This window comes from Mucilaginibacter pineti, from assembly GCF_900101875.1.
Lineage (GTDB): Bacteria > Bacteroidota > Bacteroidia > Sphingobacteriales > Sphingobacteriaceae > Mucilaginibacter > Mucilaginibacter pineti.
On sequence record NZ_FNAI01000007.1, the window covers coordinates 313107 to 336573 of the forward strand.

Genomic DNA, 23467 nt, shown 5'->3' on the forward strand with positions numbered 1-23467 from the left:
CTACCTATGCAAAAATATTTTAAATTCAAACATCAAAAACGCCTGGTAATGAATAAAGGATTATTAGCTTTTGCGCTTGTTACGCTATCATACGCGGTGAGTGCCCAGCCTGTAAAAAAGGGAACACAAAAATCTCCCAATGTCATTTATATTTATGCAGATGACCTGGGGTATGGTGATCTCAGTAGTTATAGTGCCACTGGTATTCATACACCTAACCTGGATAAACTTGCCGCATCGGGTATCCGGTTTACTAATGGTCATTGTACATCGGCAACCTGTACACCATCCCGTTATGCACTCATGACCGGTAAATACCCATGGCGTAAAAAAGGCACAGGTATATTACCGGGCGATGCTGCGTTAATTATTCCTACAGATAAAACTACGCTGCCTAAACTGTTTAAGCAATCGGGCTATCATACGGCTATTGTCGGAAAATGGCACCTCGGCCTTGGTGAAGCTGTGGCCAAAGACTGGAACGGCGAAGTAAAGCCCGGGCCCAACGAGGTAGGGTTTGATTATTCTTTTATCTTCCCGGCCACGGCCGACCGTGTACCAACCGTTTTCCTGGAAAATCACCAGGTGGTTGCACTGGAAGCAAAAGACCCCATCTCGGTTGATTACAAGAATAAGGTAGGGGACGACCCAACCGGTAAAGACCACCCCGAACTGCTTAAATTACAATCATCACCGGGGCAGGGGCATAACCAAACCATTGTTAACGGAATTGGCAGGATAGGTTATATGAGCGGCGGAAAGCTTGCCCGCTGGACAGATGAAGAACTATCGCCCACCTTTTTAGCCAAAGCTGAAGATTTTATCAGGGAAAATCAGCACCACCCTTTCTTTTTATATTATGCTTTAACGGAACCCCATGTGCCAAGAATGCCTGCAACAAGGTTTAAGGGTAAAAGTGGTTTAGGCCTTCGCGGTGATGCTATCCTGCAGCTGGACTGGGCTGTTGGCGAGATCCTGAACCAGCTAAAATTACTCGGTATTGAAAAAAATACTTTGGTAGTGTTTAGCAGCGATAACGGGCCGGTACTTGATGATGGGTACGAGGATGAAGCAGTGGAACGGTTTAAAGGTCATGCGCCTGCAGGCATACTGCGTGGCGGAAAATACAGCGTGCTGGAAGGCGGCACACGTGTTCCTTTTATAGCGAGCTGGCCCGGCACCATTAAACCGCAGGTATCACCTGCATTAGTCAGCCAGATAGACCTGCTATCCTCGTTTTCAAAATTGCTGAATCGCCCCATCCCGCAGGGAGATGCCACAGATAGTGAAAATGTACTGGACGCCTTGTTAGGCAAATCACAAAAAGGCCGTTCTGTACTTATAGAGCAGGGAATAACAGAGCTGGCTATTGTTAAAGATGGCTGGAAATATATAACTCCCAATAATGGTGAAGCTTATATGCCACTTGTTGGTATAGAAACAGGTAACCTGCCAGAACCACAGCTATATAATTTAAATGTAGATGCTGCTGAAAAGAATAACCTTGCAGCTAAATATCCTGAAAAGGTAAAAGAACTGGCCGGGCTGCTGGATGCTGCCAAACAAAAGAAATATGGGATTTACCGGGAACAAAGATGAATATATTGAATCCTAAGACAAATACGTGGTTGTTAATAGTCAAGACTTCCATACTGATAATAGCCCTTGCGGCACAAAATTTTAATGTTAATGGGCAGGTAAAAAAACAAGTACGTGCCTTACCCCGCATCAAAGGTGAAAAGCCGAGGAACGTGATCTTTATTTTATCAGATGATCATCGGTATGATTTTATGGGCTTTACAGGTAGGGTGCCCTGGCTAAAGACACCAAATATGGATAAGCTATATGCAGAAGGAGCGTGGTTTAAAAATGCCTTCGTAACCACTTCGTTGTGTTCGCCCAGCCGTGCTTCCATACTTACAGGTGCTTACTCCCATGTGCATACCATAGTGGACAATAATGCCCCCGAGCCGCCTAACCTGACTTACTTCCCTGAATACCTGCAGAAAGCTGGTTACCAGACGGGATTTTTCGGCAAGTGGCATATGGGCGATGACGACGACCATCCGCGCCCGGGTTTTGATCAATGGGAAAGTTTCCGGGGGCAGGGTGTGTATTATAATCCAACGCTCAATATTAACGGAAAACGGGTTACTTACGGCGACTCCACTTATATCACCGATTTGCTTACCGAGCACGCACTGGGCTGGCTGAAAAAAAGGGATAAATCTAAACCGTTCTTTTTATACTTGTCGCACAAGGCGGTACACGCTCCAATGCAGCCTGCAAAACGGCACCGGGGGCTTTACAAAAACCTGAAATACACCCTGCCGTCAACCTACTACCAAACCCAAACCGATGCTTATAAAAAACTGGGCTGGCCCGAGTGGGTTAAGCAACAGCGTTACAGCTGGCACGGGGTAGATTATATTTACCATACCCATCAATCAATTGAAGAATTGGTACAGGATTATTGTGAAACTTTGCTGGCGGTTGATGAAAGTATTGGCTCGGTGATGGATTACCTGAAAAAGGAAGGGCTTGACCAGAATACCCTGGTGATTTATATGGGTGATAACGGCTTTAGCTTTGGCGAACATGGCCTGATAGATAAGCGCCATTTTTATGAAGAGTCTGCAAAAGTGCCATTCCTGGTACGCTGCCCGGCGCTTTTTAAAGGAGGGCAGGCGATTAGCAAAATGATTCAGAATATTGATGTAGCGCCTACCATTTTACAGGTAGCAGGCTTGCAGAAACCAGCCAGTATGCCGGGTAGTTCAATTATACCCCTGTTAAAAGGAGATTCGACCAAATGGCGTAACAAGATCTTTTATGAATATTATTGGGAATACGATTTTCCGATGACGCCCGTTATTTACGGTGTGCGAACAGATAAGTTCAAATATATCCGAAATCAAGGCGTATGGGATACCAATGAACTTTATGACCTGGAAAAAGATCCCGCAGAAAGCATTAACCTGATTGATAAACCAGAGTATACAGACACGGTAAAAAAGCTGGCCAATGAACTGTATGACTGGCTGGAACAGACAGGCGGGATGCAAATTCCTATTAAACGTACGGTTAAACACCCTTTTGGTGATTACCGGCATCCTAAAAACGACTAACGAAGTAAGTTAAAAATGAAGTACCGGATAGTTTATATTGCGTTATTGTTATCAGCGGCAGCGTGCAAAGAAAAAAGCAAGCCTGCTGCCGCTGTTGTTCAAGCGGCAGTACCTTTAAAAAAAGGTGTTTGCTGTGAATCAAATATTCCTTCCCGTTTTCCTTCGCCGGCAGGCAATAAGATGGAACCCTTGGCCAGTGGTCAGGTAAAGCAGGGACATGAGGGTATGGTTTTTGTTAAAGGGGGAAGCTTTGCAATGGGTGCTGATAATAAACAGGCCGCCGCTGACGAATATCCGAAACATAAGGTAGCTGTAGACGGGTTCTGGATAGATAGGACCGAGGTTACAAACGCCGGGTTTGAAAAATTTGTTAAAGCCACCGGGTATGTTACCACTGCAGAAAGAAAACCGGATTGGAACGAACTGAAAAAACAGTTGCCACCAGGTACGCAAAAGCCCGATGAAAGCCTGCTTGTTCCGGCTTCGCTGGTTTTTAGTGCGCCCGATCATGCTGTTGACCTGAATGATTACGGCCAATGGTGGACCTGGAAGACCGGTGCAGACTGGAAGCACCCGCACGGGCCGGGAAGCAGTATAAAAGGCAAAGAAAACTACCCGGTTGTGCATGTATCATGGTACGATGCCGCCGCTTACTGTAAATGGGCCGGAAAACGATTGCCAACCGAAGCAGAATGGGAATGGGCCGCGCGCGGCGGCTTAAAAAATAATATTTACCCATGGGGCAATGAACCGGTAGACGAGGGTAAGCCTAAAGCTAATACCTGGCAAGGACACTTCCCGGATAAAAACCTGGTGAAAGATAAGTTCTACGGGCTGGCGCCTGTTTCCAGTTTTCCTGCTAATGGGTATGGATTATTTGACATGGCCGGCAACGTGTGGGAGTGGTGTGCTGATTATTATAATAACAGTTATTATGCCACGGTTAACAATCCTGCGGGGATCAAAAACCCGCAAGGGGCCTTAAAAAGCTTCGACCCTGATGAACCTTATGCGGTAAAGCGGGTGATAAGGGGAGGCTCTTTTTTGTGTAATGATAGTTACTGCTCTGGCTACCGCGTATCCCGCAGGATGAAAAGTACCGAAGACAGCGGGATGGAACATCTTGGTTTCCGTTGTGTAGCAGATTAATGTTCTTGTCTTTTATTTGAAAATTAAGGTGGCTCACTATGTATGGTCGGTCGTGAAGCAGTTTTTTATTTTGCCGGATTCTTAAGCCTGGCCGAAGTAATATTGATGGCTTTTTAGTTGTATACTGCAGTCCGTTACGGCGTATTTGATGCTCAAATTACAATTGGTTTCCGCTTAAAATATTCAAGAATTAGCTATAAAAGTGTAAGCAAGTATAAACTTAAAGCTAATATGTAAAGAATCCCTTTCTTTAAAGATTCCTTACATATTAGCTGAACAAAGTTATTTTATTGATGGTAGTTGGTTTCTTATACCACAGGATGATCAAAAATAAAATTGTTGATTATAAGGGCAGGCGGTTACCAGCCGTAATTTTGTATCAAATCAGGATCGATATTTATTTCTGTTTGCGGTATCGGCATCAAATAATGCCTATCTAAAAATACGCGTTGCTGGTCAACAACTACTTTATAAAAGACTGCTACACCGGCTTCCTCACTGTTCGGATCCAAACCTGTAGAACTAAGTTCGGCAGGTGTAGGTCTGGCATTTAAGCCATGCATATCGCCGTTATCGGTTGTTTTTGCGATCATCCAGCGGCGCACATCCCAAAAACGTTGGTTCTCAAAGGCAAACTCCACGCGTTTTTCATTCTGAATCCTTTTTCGCATACCTTCCTTTGTATTATCGGCCGCTATTATGGGTAATCCCGGCATCGATACTCGGTTCCTCACCGCATTCACCGCGTTGTATACATCGCTGGTAGGTGCCGATAAATATTCATTCATAGCTTCTGCATATATCAAATAAATTTCAGCCAACCGTATTAACGGGAAATTTCTGTTGGCATTACCGCCTCCCTTTAAATTAACAGTAGGATCAGCCCATTTTCTCCAGTTGTAACCAGTTTCACAATTTGTTCCGGGTTTAGGCCAGCCATCACAGGCACCGCCATTGTTTCCAAACCAGGCAAATTTGAGTGGCCTTGAGTTATTGGCATAATTCCATACACCATACTGAAAGAAAATGGTAGCGTAAAAACGGGGATCCCTGTTTTTATAGGTATTGGAGATATTGGAAACGGAGGTGTTGGCAACGCCATCCCACAAGGTGCCGTTCCAGAAACCGGTGGTTTGATAGCCCGATTGCTGGTCTGTAATAGGACGGCCATTGTTCATTTCATAAGCATCTACCAGATCTTGAAATACACTCATTTTGCCATTGCCGTTAACCGCTTTGGAATCTCGCCCGTTTGGCATAAAAGTACCTTCAAAATCACGGTTACCACCGATGATCAACGGCAGAATTGTTTCATCATAATTCCTTGTAAAAAATAACTGGGCATAATTATCAACCGGATTTGAATGATTGGGATTAGATAACGAATATGTATTCAGGTCTAATACCGCCTTGGCGGCATTTGCCGCCAGCAACCATTTGTTATTATCATAAGTTTGTGAAAATAACTGGGTGCCATCGGCATTTTTAATGCTGGCGTACATGGTATTGCCATTAAATAAAGGACTGGCAGCATATAACAAGGTACGTGCTTTCAACGCTAATGCCGCGCCTTTGGTGATACGCCCATAATCGCTGGAACCACTGGCGTAAGATAAGGGAAGTATCGTTGCTATCTCATCACATTCTGAGGTGATATATTTTACCACATCGTCAACAGAATTTCTTGTAATTTTTGTTGCCGAAGGATCAGTGGTAGTTAGCGCTGTATTAATTAACGGTACAGCTCCATACCTTCTGAATAGTTCAAAGTATTGATTGGCTCTCAGAAACCTCGCCTCGGCTTTGTACAGCGGGATTCGGGGCTGGTAATAATCAAGCCGGGAAGCCGGAAGGGGTGTTTGATCAATATTTGCCAGGAAAATATTTGCTGAACGAATGTATTGGTAAGCCCCGGTCCAAATATCAAGGGCGTTATTGGTTGCATTCCATGCACCCGAATTAAAAGCTAACTCCGGCACATTTTCCCAATGATTTTTACATTCGTCTGTGCAGGCCCCTAAAACGGTTCCGCCACCGTGTATAAACTGTACATCGCCACTGTTTAATGAAGCATATAAGTGTGCCCATGCACTTTCAGCATTTTGGATATTACTAAATACTGCCTGCTGTGTAACAAGCTCTGTGGGTACTACATTGAGATATTTTTTACAAGATGCAGCCAATATGCAAGCGGCAAATATGAAATATATGTATTTATTCCTTTTCATGTCTGTTATGTTAAAATGTAAACCTTAAACCGGCATTGATTACCTTTTGCTGCGGGTAAGTCCCCGTGCCGTTGTTCCCTATTTCAGGATCAAAGTTGAAGTCTTTGAGTTTGCTATAGGTTAACAGGTTAATACCATTTACAAAAAAGCGTGCGTTATCAATGCCTATTTGTTTCATCCATTTCTTAGGCAGGGTATAGCCAAGTTCAACCGTTTTTAAACGGATATAGTTGGACGAGTAGATCCAGAAGGTGGAAGCTTGCTGGTTGTTCACATTATCTGCAGATGAGATACGCGGAAACATGTAATTACCATCCGGGTTTGATGCCACCCAATGATCATTGGCTGCCTGTACCAGTGCACTGGCAAATCTGGAGAAGGGATAAATGCCTGGTCCTGAAAGTAATGTAGATCCTCCAAGACCGCCCTGGAACAGCACACTGATATCGAAATTGCTATAATGATAGCCTAATGCAACACCAAATTGCGAAGTAGGATTGGCTACCTTACCTGGCAAATACCCGGCATCGAGGCTGTTGATAAGACCATCATTGTTCAGATCCTTATATTTTATGTCCCCCGGCTTGGTAACGCCGAGGCTTGACTGAGATGGACTATTGTCTATATCTGCCTGGCTTTTAAATAAGCCCAAAGCTGTATATCCGTATATTTCATTAATGCTTGTGCCTTTAAGTGCTTGCCATTCGCGCCCCGGGTAGTCTGGTTGTGCATAAAACAATATTTTGTTATGTGCATAGGCATAATTAATGGTGATGCTATAACCCTGGTTTTTGCTGATTTCCTTCCTGTGTGTAAGAGAAATTTCATAGCCTTGATTTTGCGTAATTCCCGCATTTACAGTGGGTATTTGTGGTAGACCGATAAAGGCCGGGATCAACTGCGACGTCGCGAGTATATTGGTGCGGCGTTCTTTAAACACATCCGCAGTCAGGGAGATTACTCCTCTCCATAAACTCAGATCAAGCCCAATGTTTAATTTCCGGGCCTTCTCCCAGGTTAAAAGCGTGTTGCCGGCCTGGCCTTCCAGGTATCCACCATAACCATTGCCATTATTATTTAAACCAAAAGTATAACCACTGCCTTGTACCCAGGTACTTAGATACAGGAACCTGCTTGATCCTATTTTATCATTACCAACAATACCATAAGAACCCCTCAGTTTAAGTTGATCTATAAAACTAAGCGATGGGTTATCCTTTATAAAACTTTCGTTAGATGCTATCCAGCCTGCAGAAATAGCGGGGAAGAACCCGAACCGGTGACCAGGCGCAAAGTTCTCCGATCCGTTATAACCGAAATTAAATTCAGCAAGGTACCGGTCATCATAAGCATAAGCTGCACGTCCTAAATATCCCTGATATTTATAGGGTAACCCATTTATGGCATTTCCTACCCCGCCGCCAACGGCATCAAAAAAGCTCGATTGGTTATAAATTGCCATGGCTTTAATGGAGTTTTTTCCAAAATCCCTGTCGTAGTTAATATAGGCTTCCAGTACAGTACGGCGTGAGCCGTTTGCATTTACATCGTAGCTTAATGTGCCATTGCCGTTGTTTACGGTAACATAATGCCCGTTTGCAGCTAAATCTTCCACGGTATCGTCTACACCGGGGTTCAGTAAGTATTGATAAGTGGTATTGGATAAACCCCTGTTTACGTTTCGGTAATTGTCGTTATCAAAAGACAATCTTACACGGGTGCTTAGTCCCTTGGTTACCCAGCCCAGGTCCCATTTGAAGCCTGCGGTAGACTGAAGTTCAGTTTCGAACCCCCTGTAGTAGCCTGATTGGGTCAGATCAACATAGGGCGACTGATTGGTATTCGGCACGCCGCCTGGTGTGCCATCCGGATTAGTTACCGGATAATACCAGGCCGGCGTTTGTTTCATGTCATTAAAAATCTGGGATGCGCTAACACCGGGATAATTCCGGTCGTAAACTATTGCGCCCAGGCTCAATTCCATTGACAGATTTTTAGTAAGGTTTAGGTCTATATTCGAGCGAAAATTATACTTGTGGGTTAAGGCCTGTATATCGTATTGGCTTACTGTATTTTCGTAATTATATAAGCCATTTTGCTGAAGGTAGGATAGGGAAATAAAATACTTTGCCTTATCGGTACCGCCAGAAACATTTAAATTTCCCTGCGATAAGTAGGAAAATGGTTTTAATATGGTTTTTGTCCAATCTACGTTAGGGTACAGATACTGATAGGCAGGATGTGTCCTGTCGCGATATTTATTGATTAAAACATCCGAGTATGCACTGGTATCTGCAAAAAGACCATCATTTATCAAGCCTTCTTTATAAAGCTTCCGGCCGGTATAGGAGTCAACATATTGCGGCAGCGAGGTAGGCGATTGCCAGCCATTTTGCGCAGTGGCGGATATACGCGATGCGCCGGCTTTTCCTCTTTTAGTGGTTACCAATATAACCCCGTTAGCGCCCTGGATCCCATAAATAGCGGTGGATGCAGCGTCTTTTAAAATACTTATGTTTTCAACTTCGTTGGCGTCTAAACCGCTAAAATCTCTTTGTATCCCATCTACCAGGATCAATGGGTTCGAATTGTTTGTAGTACCAAAGCCCCTGATGTTCAAACTTGCCCCATCGGCGCCCGGCTCCCCACTATTTTGAACGGTTAGCAAGCCGGGTAAGCGGCCTGCCAAAGCATTATTCAAATTGGCAACCGGGCTTTGCTGTAGCTCTTTGGTGCCGATAGCTGCTATTGCTCCTGTAACGCGCTCCTTCTTTTGGGTTCCATAACCTACCACTACAATTTCCTGTAATGACGCTGATGGAGCTAACTGAATATTACCCAGGTCTTTTTCTGCCGAAATCTCCTGAGTTATATATCCCACGAAGGAAATGATCAGTTTAGTATTATCCGGTATGTTTTTCAGGGTGAATTCACCGTTGTCGTTGGTTACAACGCCCAGGCCTGTTCCTTTAACTTTTACCGAAGCTCCGGGCAAGGGTTTCCCGGTTTCATCTACTACTACACCTTTAACATCAATATTTATTGCCGAGGCTTGCTCATTTATAACAGACTCCGGTGTTGGTGGGGGAGCGGTAAGCCTCTTAATAACAATGGTTTTATCAGCAAAATTATATGAAAGCGACTGACCTTTTAAACACAGATCAAGAACATCTTTAAGGTTCGCATCTTTCACGTTAATAGATACCGGATGGCTGTTCGTGAGGAATTTATTTTTATAAAAAAAGGTATATCCGCTTTGCTTTTGGATTTCCTTAAATAGTTTTTCGAGTGATGCGTCGTTTTCTGACAAGGTTATTTTCTGGGCAAATACCTCCGCCTTAACCTGAATAGTAAAAACTATCGTTAATAAAATGATAAGTTTCATTAGCAAAAATGATCTTCGATATAGAAACAGATATTCATAGATTTTTACACTACGTAAATAAATTTTCATAGTTTAGTTATGTTTTTGGTTTGATAATAGGTGAACTTGTAGGTTTTCTGAAATCTTGATCCAGGAACTTCTGCGCAAGCAGACATTGCCGGTTGTGTTAGCGCACCTCCGGCATTTTTTATTGAATCAAAATGTGTTTGTCTTTTTATAAGTATTCTTTTTTCTTCATATTCATTTAGGATTTTGGTTAAAAATTGGTTGTTTTTTTTATAGGTAATAAATATTGGGGTTTATGTGGCCAGAACGCTTATCATGGAGAAACGATAACCTTTCTCCCATCTACTTTTAAATTTATATCATTTAGTTTCAGGATTCTTATCACTTCGCTGATATCAGAATTCCTGGCAATTTCACCGCTGTAGGTATCATCTGTAACCTGACCCTGATAAACTACCTCTACATCGTACCACCTGGCAATTTGCCGCATAATTTGTTTAAGATCCGCCTTTTTGAATAAGATGGAACCACGCTGCCAGGCAATGAAATCATTGCCGTCAACAGGTGTTTTAGAAAACTGATCATTTTTAAAAACCGCTTGTTCATTCGGCTTAATGGTTATAATGCTTTTATCGGGGGATAACGGATTGGCCTTGCTATATACCTTCACCAACCCTTCGAGCAGGGTAGTTTTAACGGCATCTTCGTCCTGATAGGCATTAACATTGAAATGAGTTCCTAAAACTTGTACAACCTGCCCGTTACTTATCACCTTAAACGGTTTTGCGGCATTATGGGCAACTTCAAAATAGGCTTCGCCGGTTAAATTTACAACCCGTTCTTTCCCGGTAAAATCAACTGGAAACTTTAATGATGTAGCCGCGTTTAACCAAACTTTTGTTCCGTCTGCTAATACCAATTCATACTTTCCTCCGCGCGGTGTAGTCATCACATTAAATATCTCAGTAGAATGGGGTTTTACTGAAGCCTCTCGTCTATAAGTAACAAAGCCGTTTTTATTCTTATCCACAGATACATTATTTTGAGTTAGCAATGTTCCGTTTTTTGAATCATCAAGCGCAATGTTTCGCCCGTTAGCCAGGGTAAGAATAGCCTTATTGCTGCCGGGCTTTATGCTGTTTGCAAGATCATGGCGCGTATTGTTTTTCAGCGTGTACAGCAATCCCCCCAGAAAGATCAATATGCACGCGGCGGCGGCCGACCAGTAAAATGGTCTGATCCTTTTTATTTTGGCCTTATCTAATCTCTTATGAAGATCATCCCTGAGCTTGTTTTCTATTATTTCCTCATCACCAAAAACAGGTAGCCAGGGAATATCTGACAAGTCGAAGCTGTCCCGATATTCTTCAAATAATTTTTGCTCCTCGGGGGTAGCCTTTCCCGAAGTACAACGTTCGTGCAATTTTTTAAGTTCCTTGTAGGTCATGGATATAACTGGTATATATGTAGACAACTAATTAAACAAATACTCACATACTTTAAAAAAAAAATATTTGCTATGATCTGACATCTGATTAGTGAGCCACGAACAATAAAAATTATTGCTAATTGTGTAATTAAATTTTACATTTAAGATCGATTTAAATGACCAATTCTTTACCAACAGACGACGAATTATTTGCTGCAGTTAAGCTCGATGATAAAAAAGCTTTTAACTCGTTGTATGAGCGGCATTGGGCGGCGGTTTATAAAAAGACCTTTTTTTATTTACATGATACCGAGGCCTGCATGGGGATCGTGAATGATATATTTGTTAATATATGGGAAAAAAGAGGATCCCTGAACATTATTACTTTTAAAAACTATCTGACCGCGGCCGCGCGTTACCGCGTTTATAATTTTATAAAAGCTAATAACACATCACGATTAACCTATGTTGAGGATTATGAAAGGCTTGCTAATTTAAGTGCTGTTTACAATGATGCCGAGAATAATTTCCAGGCGGTTGAATTAAACAATGACCTGGGGCTATTATTAGGGAAGTTACCTGCAAGGTGCAAGGAAATCTTTCTTTTAAGCAGGGTAAACAACTTAACTAATACAGAAATTGCCCTTAAGTTATCCATCTCAAAAAGGACTGTCGAAAATCAAATCTCATTTGCATTAAAATATCTAAAGCCATATTTTAAGCATTATACCACTATAGTTTTTGTTGTAAAACTGATTTTTCAATATACAAAGTATCGTCCATAACAGAACGGTCCAATCAGATGATTGGACCGTTCTTGCTGGTTTTCTTAGAAGCTTTCTAAAAACGAAAGTTATTCATTGCCGTTGACTTTAGTGAACGGTAATAAAAGGCATTATTACGGGCTTTAGCCCAATTATCCAAGCGACATTTGGGCTAAAGCCCTGGTTTTTTACTCATTATTCCGTTGACTTTAGTCAACGGAATAATGAATTTTATAGCATACTCAAATAGTTTAAATCAAATTTAGACAGCTTCTAAAATAGTTTGCTAATTAATTTTGTTTAAACCCCAGTGATTTTAGGTACCATGCCTTATCAGATTCGGTTAAGTTCATTTTTTTAGAATTCAAAGGTATATCATCATAATTCTTATTAAACGCTTTGATCAGTTGGTAGAACCTGGCGGGATAATATGCTAAGGCTGCATTTAATTCTTCGGCGCTGCCAATAGCTGATGGAATAAGCAGATCAGCATTTCTGTATTTCAACCCTACAGTAGCGGCAGAAAGGTTTTTCATTTTTTCGATCAGGCCATTGTTGATATCTGCATATTCGGACTTACTGTAGTTTACCATTACTTCGGTTTTACCAATACATTTCACTGCCGGAATATTAATTATAGCACATAGCTGGCTGCCATCATATCCCCAGTTTAAACCAGTTGGCTTTATGGTATAAGTTATAGGCTTGCCGTTCACAAAAACCGATACCGGCATTTCTGAGCCATAAAGTTTTACCTGGTAATCCTTGGTTGCAGCCATGCCTTCATAGCTGCCTGTTCTTGGCAAAACAGTTACTTTTAATGATCTGTCTTTAATTACAGATCTAACTTCAGTGAATGTGTAATGCTTACTGTAATCTTTGCTATCGCCGGCGTCTTCATAGATTTTAGCCGATGAACCATTGCCGCCGGGGAATACACCGATAACCAACTGATGGGGATTCTTTTTTAGGTTTTTGACATCGTTATACATCGGGATAATAGAGCCGCCCTTAATATAAATGGGATACTCTAATAACGAAAACTGACGATTTGTTACCTGGCCACCCTTTAATAATGTACCTGTATTCCATTCGTACCATTCGTTTCCGGCGGGCAACCATACCTTCACTGTAGAATATCCATCAACCATCGGGGCACCGATGGGCACAACCAGCATATTATCACCGAACTGGTACTCCCGTGAAAAATCATATGCTTCCTTGGCGTCTGGGTATTCGTCATACATTGGCCTGCAAAGTGCCAGGCCTGTGTCATATGTTTTGCGGGCCATGGTATAAATATAAGGAGCCAGCTGGTAACGTAAATTAATGGCATTGCTAAGCGCTTCAAAATAGGTCCCTTTAAAATTCCATGGTTCTTTATTTAGCTGCGGGTTTTTGCTGGAGTGGGTGCGGAATATCGGGCTCAACGCACCGTATTGCGTCCACCGGGTGTACAATTCCGGGTCAAGTCCCTGGCCGTGCATGGCCTGATGCCCACCGATATCATGGCTCCAGTAATCATAAAGTACATTTGAGGCCGTGTTGGTAAAGTAAGGCTGGTATTCTAATGATTTCCATGTAATAAATGTATCACCCGAAAAACCGGTCTGGTAACGATGGTTGCCTAAACCTCCCCAACGGTGATAAAGCATAGGTCGCGAGAGAGAATTACGCTCCATGTCAGAAAAAAACATGTAATTTATCCACCAGGTATTGTTTAATCCCTGTATCACCTTATCATTTTGCCATTGCTGCCAGTCTAACCACCAAAAGCCCACGCCTTGTTTTTCCAGTGGATGAAGCACCACGTTAAATAAGTTTTGCATAAACTTTTTGTCTGATCCTACATAAGGAATTGTTCGGTGACCGGCCGTATCAAAATTTATATTTGTGGCAAACGTTTTATAGGATGGCTCTGCGGGGTCGATACCTGAAGCAGGGTGTAAGTTCATAGTTACTTTGAGGCCTTCATCCGCGGTCCATTTTAAAAATGGTGCCGGGGCTGTAAACAGGGCATCATCAAATGTCCAGCCTGTCCAGCCGTCTTTATTCAGGTTTTTGTGCCAGTCCATATCAATCACCAATACGTCTAACGGTAAATTATACCGGTTGAAATTGCTGACTAATCCCCGCAATTCATTATCAGAATATCTCCAATAGCGCGACCACCAATACCCAAAGGCATAGCGGGGGGGCATAGGCACTTTTCCGGCAATGAGCGTAAAATCATACAGTGCTGATTTATAATCATGACCGTAGCCCATAAAATACCAATCCTGGTTATCGTGCTTTGGGCGCTCCATTACCCAGGGCCAATCGCTTTTATCAAACAAAAACGACTTCGAATCGTCCAGGAAATACCATCCGTCTTTAGATAATAAACCGTTTTCGAGTTCCAGGTGCTTTTTTCCGTACACATCCGAGTCGCCATCCATATTATCTAATGTTCTGGCAGTGCCCATCAAATTTTCCTTTTGAACTTTACCCGGTACCCAGGTAAATGCGTGCTGCGTGTTCTTCACATACTTTACCGACAAATTAGACGGGCCAAACCTGCCTGAATTTTCCTTATAGCTAATTTCTATCGCCTTGGTTTTGATGACCAGCCAGCCATCAACAACAGCCTTTGTAAAATAAGGTACGGGCAGGTTACGGTTAACTACCACGAATGAATTATAATTATTGAATGCGCCAGTGCTGTCCCATTCCATGCGAACAGTCTGAGGTGTCAAAACGGTGAAGCGGATATTATTTCCGCTTTTGACAATGGCATTTTGGTTTGCCAACGGGGAATCCTGTGCCTTTACTATAGAATAATTAATTAAGAAGGCAAAAATGACTGAAAATGTAATGTATCTATTCATATGTTATAACTGGTGTATACCTACAGACAACTATTTGGACGGATATTCACACACTTTTTTAATAAATAAATTTTAGTTGCCATGATTTTGCAGCTGATATTTTTAGTTATAGCGATGTTCCTGTTTTTACACTGTTTATTTTCAGGAAAGCCGATGGCAGCGAGCAAAATACGCCGGATAATATTTAATGAACAGGCAGTACGTTTTGCCTGTTACGTCGTCATGTAATAAAACCATTGTTGTTTTCTCTGATAAAACAGCACAACTGTTACGGAAATGCGAATTCAATTCCAGGCAAAGCCTCGAGTCAAGGAACATATCTGACAGCTTAATTATAAACCAATTTAAGTCTACACCATATGAGTACAAAGAAAACAACTCCGGTTTTGCTGGCTATTTTCGTCGTCGTGACCTTAATATTGTCTTGCAAAAAATCCGAAACTCAGGAGGCGGCCAGCAGTCCCGTTTCTGTACCTGAAAAAAAAACGACGTTTGCAGATGGTCCATGGGTCAGGCAGTTCACTGAAAATTTTGACGACGCGTCAAGTTTTGACAGATGGACACGCACAAACCGGGCAGATTATAACTCCAGCATCTGTAACTATCAGTGGTCCAATCCAACAATTGGAAATTACGATTGGCGAAGTGTTTTGATACTTACCGCAGGCGGTTCTGGTAGCTACTATACATCCGGGCATGTTAAATCAAATTATTCGTTTAAGCCTGCCAATAATGAAAAATACAGGGTAAGCGCCCAGATAAAATTAATAGCTATGAATGGCGCCACTTATTTGGATTTTAACCAAACGTACGGAGCATGGCCCGCTTTTTGGACCGTACAGGAAACCGCCTGGCCAACAAAAGGCGAAATTGATATTATGGAGGGTTATTCCTTTGGCGGTAATGCAAATTTTGCGAGTAATTTGTTTTACGGGAATTCAAGCGGCAATAATCAACTCGGTAATACATGTCAGCGGCCTTTTTCGGTAAACTCGGGCTGGCATATGTATGATGAATACTGGCAAAACCAAAACGGGGTGGTAACAGTAACCATACAACTTGATGGCGTTACCGTTTCTACTTACACTAATTCAGCAAACGGTAACCTCCAACTGCAAAATTTTGGCCCGCATAATATTATCCTTGATTTATGTGTCGGTTCAAACGCCAACATTGGTATTTTCAACAATGCCTCAATTAACCTTTACAGCAAAACTATGATGTGGATTGATTATGTAACAGTGGATAAGTGTACAATATAAGTTTAGTTAATATATAAGTGATAAGGTTGCCGGGGTTCCGGCAGCCTTTGTTGCGTTAAGAACCCTGCGGCTTTTAAGATATTTCTTTATTCAATTTTTAAATAATATAATTGCTAAAGCAATTATTATCGCCTTACAATCTCTTACGTGCCGGCAACCAACTATAATGACAGTGACAATGGCATTCTGCAAAGGATAGTTGCGGGTGATGAGCTTGCATTTCAACTACTTTACCAAAAAAATTTCGACCGTGTTGCGAAGTATACCTTCAAGATATGTAAATCTGAAGCGGTAACGGAAGAAATTGTGCAGGATGTTTTTCTAAAACTATGGCTAAACCGCACAGCAATAGGTCATGTTAAAAATATTGAAGCATATCTTTTTTCTATAGCCCGAAATAAAACCATCGATTTTCTTCGCCGGCTTGCGTTAGAGACAAACATTATACAAACGCTGAGTACCCAACTGACCGAAGTGCACAATATAGTTGATGAAAAACTGAATGCAGACTCTTTATTACTAATAGTAAACGAAGCATTAAGGGGCTTATCCGTACAAAAACAACAGATATTTGAGCTGAGTAAAATACAAGGGTTTAGTCACGATGAAATATCAGAAAAATTGCAGCTTTCAAAAAGCACTGTAAAAAACCACCTTTCTGAAACATTAAAGCACCTGAAAAAATACATTTTCAACAACCCCAAAAAAGGGATTCTTATTGTTTTGTACCTTTTCAAAGCTGTTTTATAAAAATAAATTAATTAAGGCAGTACGATTTCTATTCTCCATCGTCATCCAACTATAAACCATAACTGCCGCTTGGTAAGTTTGCAATTTTTAACCCTTTTTATATGACTACTGATCAGTCAAGATTACAGGATCTGTTAACCAGGTATGCTGAAAACAGCTGTACCCGTGAAGAGTTATTAGAACTTTTTACAATGATAAAAGATGCTGGTGGTAACGAATCCCTGAAGGAAACATTAGCACCCATTTGGGAAACGATAGGTGCCGATGACAAAATACCTGATCTTGACAGGGACAGGATCTATGAAAATATTATGTCAGGCACTCCGGTGCGGCAAATGCACACATCACGCAAGTGGATAAGGTATGCCGCTGCTGCCATTTTATTATTTTCAGCATCTATAGGTTTCTATCTCTTAAACAGGACATCTGCACCAGCACAAAGTGGTTTATATGCAAAGAAAACTGTTAGTGAACATGAGCACAACAAAGCTGTTTTAACATTGTCTGATGGCTCACACGTAACATTGAACAGTAAGCGGTCAGGTGTTATAGCTACTCAAAACCAGGTACCTGTTAATCAATCAGCAAATGGAGAAATAGCTTACCAGCCGAATGTAATTCCAAAATCATTAAAGCCGACATTCAACATACTTGCAACACCTTTGGGCGGCCAATATGCAATTACCTTAATTGACGGAACAAAGGTATGGCTGAATGCCATGTCTTCTTTAAAATATCCTGTGACATTTACCGGAAACGAGAGAAGGGTAGAACTTTCGGGAGAGGGTTATTTTGAAGTAGCTAAAAATAAAAGCATGCCCTTTATTGTGACCGTTAACAATAGTGAGGTAAAAGTATACGGCACCCATTTTAACATTATGGGCTATGCCAGCGAAAATAGTACCGGCGTTACCCTATTAGAAGGATCAGTAAAAGTTACGAATGACAGCCGCAGTAAAATGTTGTTGCCCGGGCAGCAGGCAGCAATAAAAGATCATATGATTTTGATTAGCCCGGCCGACGGAGAACAGGCAATTGCCTGGAAAAACGGAAATTTCAATTTTGCTCATGAGCGTATAGACGTTATCATGCGCAAACTTTCGCGCTGGTTTGATATTGATGTAAGCTATCAGGGTGAGGTTACCCGTGAAGGATTTGTTGGCACCCTGCCACGATCAACGGACTTAGCTCAAATATTAAAAACATTAGAATTAACCGGGCTTGTACACTTTAAAGTAAATGGAAGGAGCGTGACCGTTATGCCATAAACTTTACTTTCCCGAGTCGGCATATCTAAAAAAGCAAACCCGAAACGCAGCGAACGTTCCGGGTTTAGTTAAGATTTCTGCTGATATATCATTGAGAACCAATATAAACGAATTCAAAAAACCTTAATATTTCAAATATATGAAATTTTATGAGCTACCCTCGTGTAGGCTTTCTCCGTTCACCCATAAATTTTTCCTGGTTATGAGATTGTCTTTACTTCTTCTTGTCACTGTAATGCTGCGGTTCTCGTACGCGGCTAACGCGCAGAAGGTTACGGCTACCTATCAGAACGCCCCATTTTCAAGTGTTATAAAAGAGATTGAGCGTCAAACCGGCTATCATTTTCTTTATACCGATGAGATGCTTACCGGCGCCGGTCCCGTTAATGTTCATCTTAAAAATTCGGCTCTTAACGATGCGTTAAAAGCTGTTTTCGAAAATCAGCAGTTAACTTATGTAATACATGATCAAACAGTTGTTATACAAAGAAAACAGGTTGCCGTAAACAATAACCTGCCACAAACAGTAAAAGGCAAAGTTATTGATAATAAAGGCCAGCCCATACCGGGCGTTACTGTAAAGCTTAAAGGCACCTCTACATTGGCAATTACCGATAACCGGGGTAATTATTCTCTTACCTTCAATTCGGAAAATGCCGTTTTACAGTTCAGTTTCGTCGGCTTCATCAGTCAGGAATTACCTGTAGCTACCAACCAGCAGGTTATAAATGTTATACTGCTTGAACAAGTAAAATCACTTGCAGATATCGTGGTTATCGGCTATGGCACGCAAAAACGTGAAGACATCAACGGCGCTGTGTCATCAATAAAAGCCAGCGATATTGCCAATACACCACAAACCAGTATAGACCAGTTGCTACAGGGTAAAGTGTCGGGGGTAACCATTACACAAAATTCCGGTGCACCGGGCAGTAACACCTCCGTGCATATCAGGGGCATCACATCTTTGCAGGGAAGTAATGAACCGTTATACGTTATTGATGGTGTACCCATTTCTGGCGATGCTAACAACTATAGCACCAGTGGGCGTTCGCCTTTGCAAAGCGCCAATGTAAGTACCGGCACCGAAGAAACAGCGGTGAGCCCTTTATCTCTGATCAACCCTAATGACATTGCAACTGTTGATATATTAAAAGATGCATCAGCAACGGCAATTTATGGAAGCAGGGCATCTAACGGCGTAATTATTATTACCACAAAACGCGGTAAAAGCGGGTCGGCAAGAATCAGTTATGACGGTTATGCCGGTTTTCAACAACCTGCAAAATATCTTGAAATGATGAATCTGCAGCAATATGCAACCCTCCATAATGCAATTGCTCCGCTGTTTGGAGTTACACCTAACCCTCAATTTGCAGACCCGAGTCTTTTGGGTCCTGGTACTAATTGGCAGAAAGCTATTTTCAGGAATGCATCTATGCAAAGCCATCAGCTATCCGTTTCTGGCGGTGCAGACGCAACAAATTATTACATTTCAGGCGGCTATCTTGATCAGAAGGGAATGGTTATCGGGTCTGATTTCAAACGTTACACTATTCACACCAATGTAAATGGTAAAATAGGGGACTGGTTTGATATTGGTACGTCAATAAATGCCAGCCGTACAAATGAAAACACGGTGTTAAGTGATAATACTGGTATTATATACAATGCACTGTTAAACACGCCCGACCTGCCTGTTAGAAATGCCGACGGCTCATTTGCAGGTCCCCTTTCTTACCAAACAGGTGCGGTTATAAATCCCGTTGCGCAGGCACTTAGTATAACCAACAATCTTATCCGGAATAAAATAAACGGGAATATCTATAGCGACATTCACTTTTCTAAAGACCTTGTATTAAGATCTGAAATAAACGGAGATTTTAACTTTACAAACAATGTTTTTTTTAATCCCTCATATTCCTGGGGCCAGTTATATAGTAACCTTACTGCTACTTTAAATGAATTATCTACACAGAATTCATATTGGGGATGGAAAGAATACTTAACCTATACCCATACCTTTAAATCCAAGCATAGCTTAACGGCTTTATTAGGGCACGAGTTGTCTGAATTTAATTACAATGGGGTATCTGCCTACGTTCAGGGATTTTACAGCAATGATATTCATACTTTGAACCTGGGAGATGCCGCTACCGCACGGAATAGTGAATTTAAAGGCAGCGGGGTACTTGAGTCGCTATTTGCCCGGTCAATATATACTTATAATGGCAAGTATAGCTTAACTGCCACCATCCGTGCAGATAAGTCCTCCAACTTCGCAGCTTCGCACAATGTAGGTTATTTCCCTTCAGTTGCTGCATCGTGGCGTGTTTCCGACGAGCCGTTTATGGTTAACCTTCAACAGGTCAGCAGCGTAAAATTGCGCCTGGGCTACGGAGAGGTGGGTAACCAGGATATTCCCGGTTACTTGTATGGTACATCATTGGTTACCACGCCTACAGGTTTGGGTACCGGCTTTTTTTATAATAATTTCTCCAATCCGAACCTTACCTGGCAAACATCTATACAGACCGATGCAGGTATTGATTTTTCTTTGTTTAAAAGCCGTATTAATGTTGTTTTTGACTGGTATAATAAAACCTCGAAAAACTTTTTATTTCAGCAGCCTCTTCCGGGCTACATTTCGGGCGACCAAAATTACCTGGGCGGCATAAACCCACCCTATATCAATGCCGGGAAACTGAGTAATAAAGGCTTTGAGTTTAGTATCAACTCTAAAAACATCCAAACATCCACAGTTAAATGGGAAACCACCCTGATTTTTTCTCATTATAGCAACAAGGTAATATCGCTGGCCAATAACAGTGGTCCGATAATCGGTACTGTTATTAACGGGTTTCTACATCTTCCAGTTACCCGTACGGTTATCGGCGGCCCTATCGGCGAGTTTTACGGTTACAAATCATTGGGGACATTTAAAACAGATGACCAGTTGAGAAACGCCCCTCTTCAGTTCGGGCAACCAGTTGCCAATTCACCGGCAGGAACATGGCTTGGTGATGTGCAGTATGAGGATATCCATAAAGATGGCGTAATAAACGAAAAGGACCAGACAGCCATAGGCAATCCAAACCCTAAGTTTACGTATGGTATTACCAATAATTTCTCCTACAAGTCATTTGACCTGAGTTTATTTCTGAACGGATCTTATGGTGCAAAGATCCTCAATTTACTTAACAGGACCATAGGCGGGTTATCATCTATGTATCAAAACCAATTGGCATCAAAAGCAGATTTCTGGACGCCGCAAAACCCTGATTCTAATATTCCGGCACCTAAAGGTGGTACAAGCAATGCCAACCTGGTAATATCAGACAGGTTTATCGAAAGCGGATCATACCTGAGAGTACAAAATGTAAACCTGGGCTACAGGCTTCCTATAGAATGGATCAGGAAGGCAAAACTGAGCCAGTTCAAAGTTTACGTTAGCGTTCAAAACCTATATACTTTCACCTCTTATAAAGGCTATGATCCGGAAATTGGTTCGATGAATCAAAATGTATTTCAAACCAACATTGATAACGGACGGAACCCTATACCCAGAACTTTTACAGCGGGTATTAACGCCACGTTTTAACGAAAAAAATAACAAATCATGGAAAGAAAATATAAATATTTAACCCTCATAACCGTTATTTTAAGCATCACGGCCTTCAGTTGTAAAAAGGATTTTTTTAACCGGCCACCTGAAGCTTCGCTCACCCTCGAAACTTTTTATAAGACTGCTACCCAGGTACAGGCAAGCACCACTGCTTTATACGGTACGCCCTGGTTTAACTGGAATAATCAGGTTAGCTGGGCAATTGGCGATATGTATGGTGGCAATGCCCGCTCTTATTCAAGTGATATATTCAACTACGGCAACTTTTCAGTTACTGCGGATAATAATCTGATTGATAACGGATGGAACTCGCTGTTTACCGTTGTTGCACAATCAAACGCGGTAATCAATAACCTTAAAAATGTACCTGCCGATGTACCGGCAAATGTGGTCAACAATGCGTTGGGAGAAGCTCACCTGATGCGTGCACTTGCTTATTTTGATCTTGTAAGAGTCTGGGGAAACGTACCCATAATTGAAAACAATCTGGATCATATCAATGATTTTCAGCTCAATACAAATCCGGTGGCCGATGTTTACAAATTCATTATTAATGATTTAACCTTTGCCGAGGCCAATTGTGTACATATGGTCAGGAACGGTTCGTCACAGGCGCAGGGACGTGTTTCAAGCGGTTCGGCATCAGCCCTTTTGGCGAAGGTTTACCTATACATGCAACGGTATGCCGATGCACGTACTGAAGCGGAAAAAGTAATTAACAGCGGAGAGTTCAAACTGTATGGCCCAGGAGCCGGCGATGTAAACGGAAAGACTTATAATGACCTTTATAAAACTGCAAACAATAATAATGAAGAGTCAGTAATAGCGCTGCAATGGGCCGGCGGTGCACCTTTTGGTCGCGGCAACTCGATTCAGGCTTCCTTTGCTTACAGTTCAGTCCTTACAGGTACGGGTGATGGTTATGCTGTTGTAGGACCGACGGTTGACCTGCAAAAAGCTTACGAACCGGGCGACGAACGCCGGTACGCCACGATTATGCTGGCGGGCGATTACTATCCTAACCTGACCCAGGCATCTGGCGGTTATACAGTACCAAGTAACGTAAATGCACAGGATTCAAGAGCAGCTATGAAGAAATACGTGGTAGGTACTCCTGCTGATAACGGTGGTATAGGTGCGCAATTTTCCACTGGTAATGTCACCTACGTGATGCGGTATTCTGAGGTATTACTGATCGAAGCTGAGGCTGTTCTGGCGGGCGCTGCCAGTACAACAGACGCCGCTGCCCTTGTGCCTTTCAACAGAGTGAGGCTGAGGGCCGGGTTGAACGCTTTACCTACGGTTACGCAAGCCAACTTAATGCACGAGCGGCGGATAGAATTCGCTATTGAAAGCGATTACTGGTTTGACCTTTACCGGTTAGATGGCTGGGATGCTATAATCAATAAACAGCACCCTAAAGCAATAGCGATTATCAAAAACCAATTAAGGGGAATTTACAGCGCTAATGTAAGCCCGGTATACTATGCGCAAAATACAGAGGTGCCGACTAATGATAATTTTGTTTTCCCTTACCCAACTATTGAAACCGCGCAAAACCCCAAGCTTTTGTTACCTCCGGTTCCTTATAATTTTAAATAGAATT

Annotated in this window: 13 protein-coding genes; 9 read left to right on the plus strand and 4 right to left on the minus strand. The window is 42.1% G+C overall.

The window, feature by feature from the left end:
- Nucleotides 1-6 precede the first annotated feature (6 nt).
- The 3 genes from BLS59_RS16840 to BLS59_RS16850 are packed head-to-tail and all read left to right on the plus strand — an operon-like array spanning nt 7 to nt 4277.
- Nucleotides 7-1599, plus strand: coding sequence for a sulfatase family protein (locus BLS59_RS16840; protein WP_240315258.1), 1593 nt, complete (start codon nt 7-9; stop codon nt 1597-1599).
- Nucleotides 1596-3128, plus strand: coding sequence for a sulfatase family protein (locus BLS59_RS16845; protein ID WP_091150704.1), 1533 nt, complete (start codon nt 1596-1598; stop codon nt 3126-3128). Before BLS59_RS16840 ends, BLS59_RS16845 begins: the two co-directional genes overlap by 4 nt.
- 15 nt (nt 3129-3143) lie before the next feature.
- Nucleotides 3144-4277 (plus strand): formylglycine-generating enzyme family protein, encoded by a 1134-nt coding sequence (locus tag BLS59_RS16850; protein ID WP_091150706.1) that lies wholly within the window; start codon nt 3144-3146, stop codon nt 4275-4277.
- 359 nt (nt 4278-4636) lie between these two features.
- On the opposite strand, the gene BLS59_RS16855 is transcribed toward BLS59_RS16850, so the two are convergent.
- The 3 genes from BLS59_RS16855 to BLS59_RS16865 form a co-directional block, all read right to left on the minus strand.
- Complete coding sequence (locus tag BLS59_RS16855) at nt 4637-6505, minus strand: RagB/SusD family nutrient uptake outer membrane protein (RefSeq protein ID WP_091150708.1); 1869 nt, start codon at nt 6503-6505, stop codon at nt 4637-4639.
- Nucleotides 6506-6515: 10 nt separating this feature from the next.
- Nucleotides 6516-9890: a TonB-dependent receptor gene (locus BLS59_RS16860; protein WP_162842661.1), complete on the minus strand. Its 3375-nt coding sequence runs from the start codon at nt 9888-9890 to the stop codon at nt 6516-6518.
- Between the two features lie 319 nt (nt 9891-10209).
- Nucleotides 10210-11343: a FecR family protein gene (locus BLS59_RS16865; protein ID WP_091150712.1), complete on the minus strand. Its 1134-nt coding sequence runs from the start codon at nt 11341-11343 to the stop codon at nt 10210-10212.
- Between the two features lie 158 nt (nt 11344-11501).
- Here BLS59_RS16865 and BLS59_RS16870 point away from each other — a divergent pair, with 158 nt between their 5' ends.
- Complete coding sequence (locus tag BLS59_RS16870) at nt 11502-12110, plus strand: sigma-70 family RNA polymerase sigma factor (RefSeq protein ID WP_091150714.1); 609 nt, start codon at nt 11502-11504, stop codon at nt 12108-12110.
- Nucleotides 12111-12379: 269 nt separating this feature from the next.
- Here the strand turns inward: BLS59_RS16870 and BLS59_RS16875 are convergent, their stop codons facing one another.
- Nucleotides 12380-14956 carry a glycoside hydrolase family 31 protein gene (locus BLS59_RS16875; protein WP_091150715.1) on the minus strand — a complete coding sequence of 859 codons (2577 nt, stop codon included), beginning with the start codon at nt 14954-14956 and terminating at the stop codon, nt 12380-12382.
- Between the two features lie 359 nt (nt 14957-15315).
- Here BLS59_RS16875 and BLS59_RS16880 point away from each other — a divergent pair, with 359 nt between their 5' ends.
- The 5 genes from BLS59_RS16880 (at nt 15316) to BLS59_RS16900 (ending at nt 23463) form a co-directional block, all read left to right on the plus strand.
- Nucleotides 15316-16218 (plus strand): glycoside hydrolase family 16 protein, encoded by a 903-nt coding sequence (locus BLS59_RS16880; protein WP_143014144.1) that lies wholly within the window; start codon nt 15316-15318, stop codon nt 16216-16218.
- Between the two features lie 147 nt (nt 16219-16365).
- Entirely contained in the window at nt 16366-16968 is a 603-nt protein-coding gene (locus BLS59_RS16885) for an RNA polymerase sigma factor (protein WP_162842662.1), read from the plus strand.
- Between the two features lie 101 nt (nt 16969-17069).
- A complete protein-coding gene (locus BLS59_RS16890) occupies nt 17070-18236 on the plus strand; it encodes a FecR family protein (protein ID WP_091150720.1) in 1167 nt (388 codons plus the stop codon).
- A gap of 202 nt (nt 18237-18438) precedes the next feature.
- The gene (locus BLS59_RS16895; RefSeq protein WP_162842663.1) at nt 18439-21837 is read left to right on the plus strand and encodes a TonB-dependent receptor; all 3399 of its coding nucleotides are present in this window, start codon (nt 18439-18441) and stop codon (nt 21835-21837) included.
- 18 nt (nt 21838-21855) lie between these two features.
- Nucleotides 21856-23463: a RagB/SusD family nutrient uptake outer membrane protein gene (locus BLS59_RS16900; protein ID WP_091150722.1), complete on the plus strand. Its 1608-nt coding sequence runs from the start codon at nt 21856-21858 to the stop codon at nt 23461-23463.
- Nucleotides 23464-23467 lie beyond the last annotated feature (4 nt).

Bases quoted from the DNA above. Each gene is read 5' to 3' on its own strand.
- BLS59_RS16840 (WP_240315258.1), top strand. From the start codon at position 7: ATGCAAAAATATTTTAAATTCAAACATCAAAAACGCCTGGTAATGAAT.
- BLS59_RS16845 (WP_091150704.1), top strand. From the start codon at position 1,596: ATGAATATATTGAATCCTAAGACAAATACGTGGTTGTTAATAGTCAAG.
- BLS59_RS16850 (WP_091150706.1), top strand. From the start codon at position 3,144: ATGAAGTACCGGATAGTTTATATTGCGTTATTGTTATCAGCGGCAGCG.
- BLS59_RS16855 (WP_091150708.1), bottom strand. From the start codon at position 6,505: ATGAAAAGGAATAAATACATATATTTCATATTTGCCGCTTGCATATTG.
- BLS59_RS16860 (WP_162842661.1), bottom strand. From the start codon at position 9,890: ATGAAACTTATCATTTTATTAACGATAGTTTTTACTATTCAGGTTAAG.
- BLS59_RS16865 (WP_091150712.1), bottom strand. From the start codon at position 11,343: ATGACCTACAAGGAACTTAAAAAATTGCACGAACGTTGTACTTCGGGA.
- BLS59_RS16870 (WP_091150714.1), top strand. From the start codon at position 11,502: ATGACCAATTCTTTACCAACAGACGACGAATTATTTGCTGCAGTTAAG.
- BLS59_RS16875 (WP_091150715.1), bottom strand. From the start codon at position 14,956: ATGAATAGATACATTACATTTTCAGTCATTTTTGCCTTCTTAATTAAT.
- BLS59_RS16880 (WP_143014144.1), top strand. From the start codon at position 15,316: ATGAGTACAAAGAAAACAACTCCGGTTTTGCTGGCTATTTTCGTCGTC.
- BLS59_RS16890 (WP_091150720.1), top strand. From the start codon at position 17,070: ATGACTACTGATCAGTCAAGATTACAGGATCTGTTAACCAGGTATGCT.
- BLS59_RS16895 (WP_162842663.1), top strand. From the start codon at position 18,439: ATGAGATTGTCTTTACTTCTTCTTGTCACTGTAATGCTGCGGTTCTCG.
- BLS59_RS16900 (WP_091150722.1), top strand. From the start codon at position 21,856: ATGGAAAGAAAATATAAATATTTAACCCTCATAACCGTTATTTTAAGC.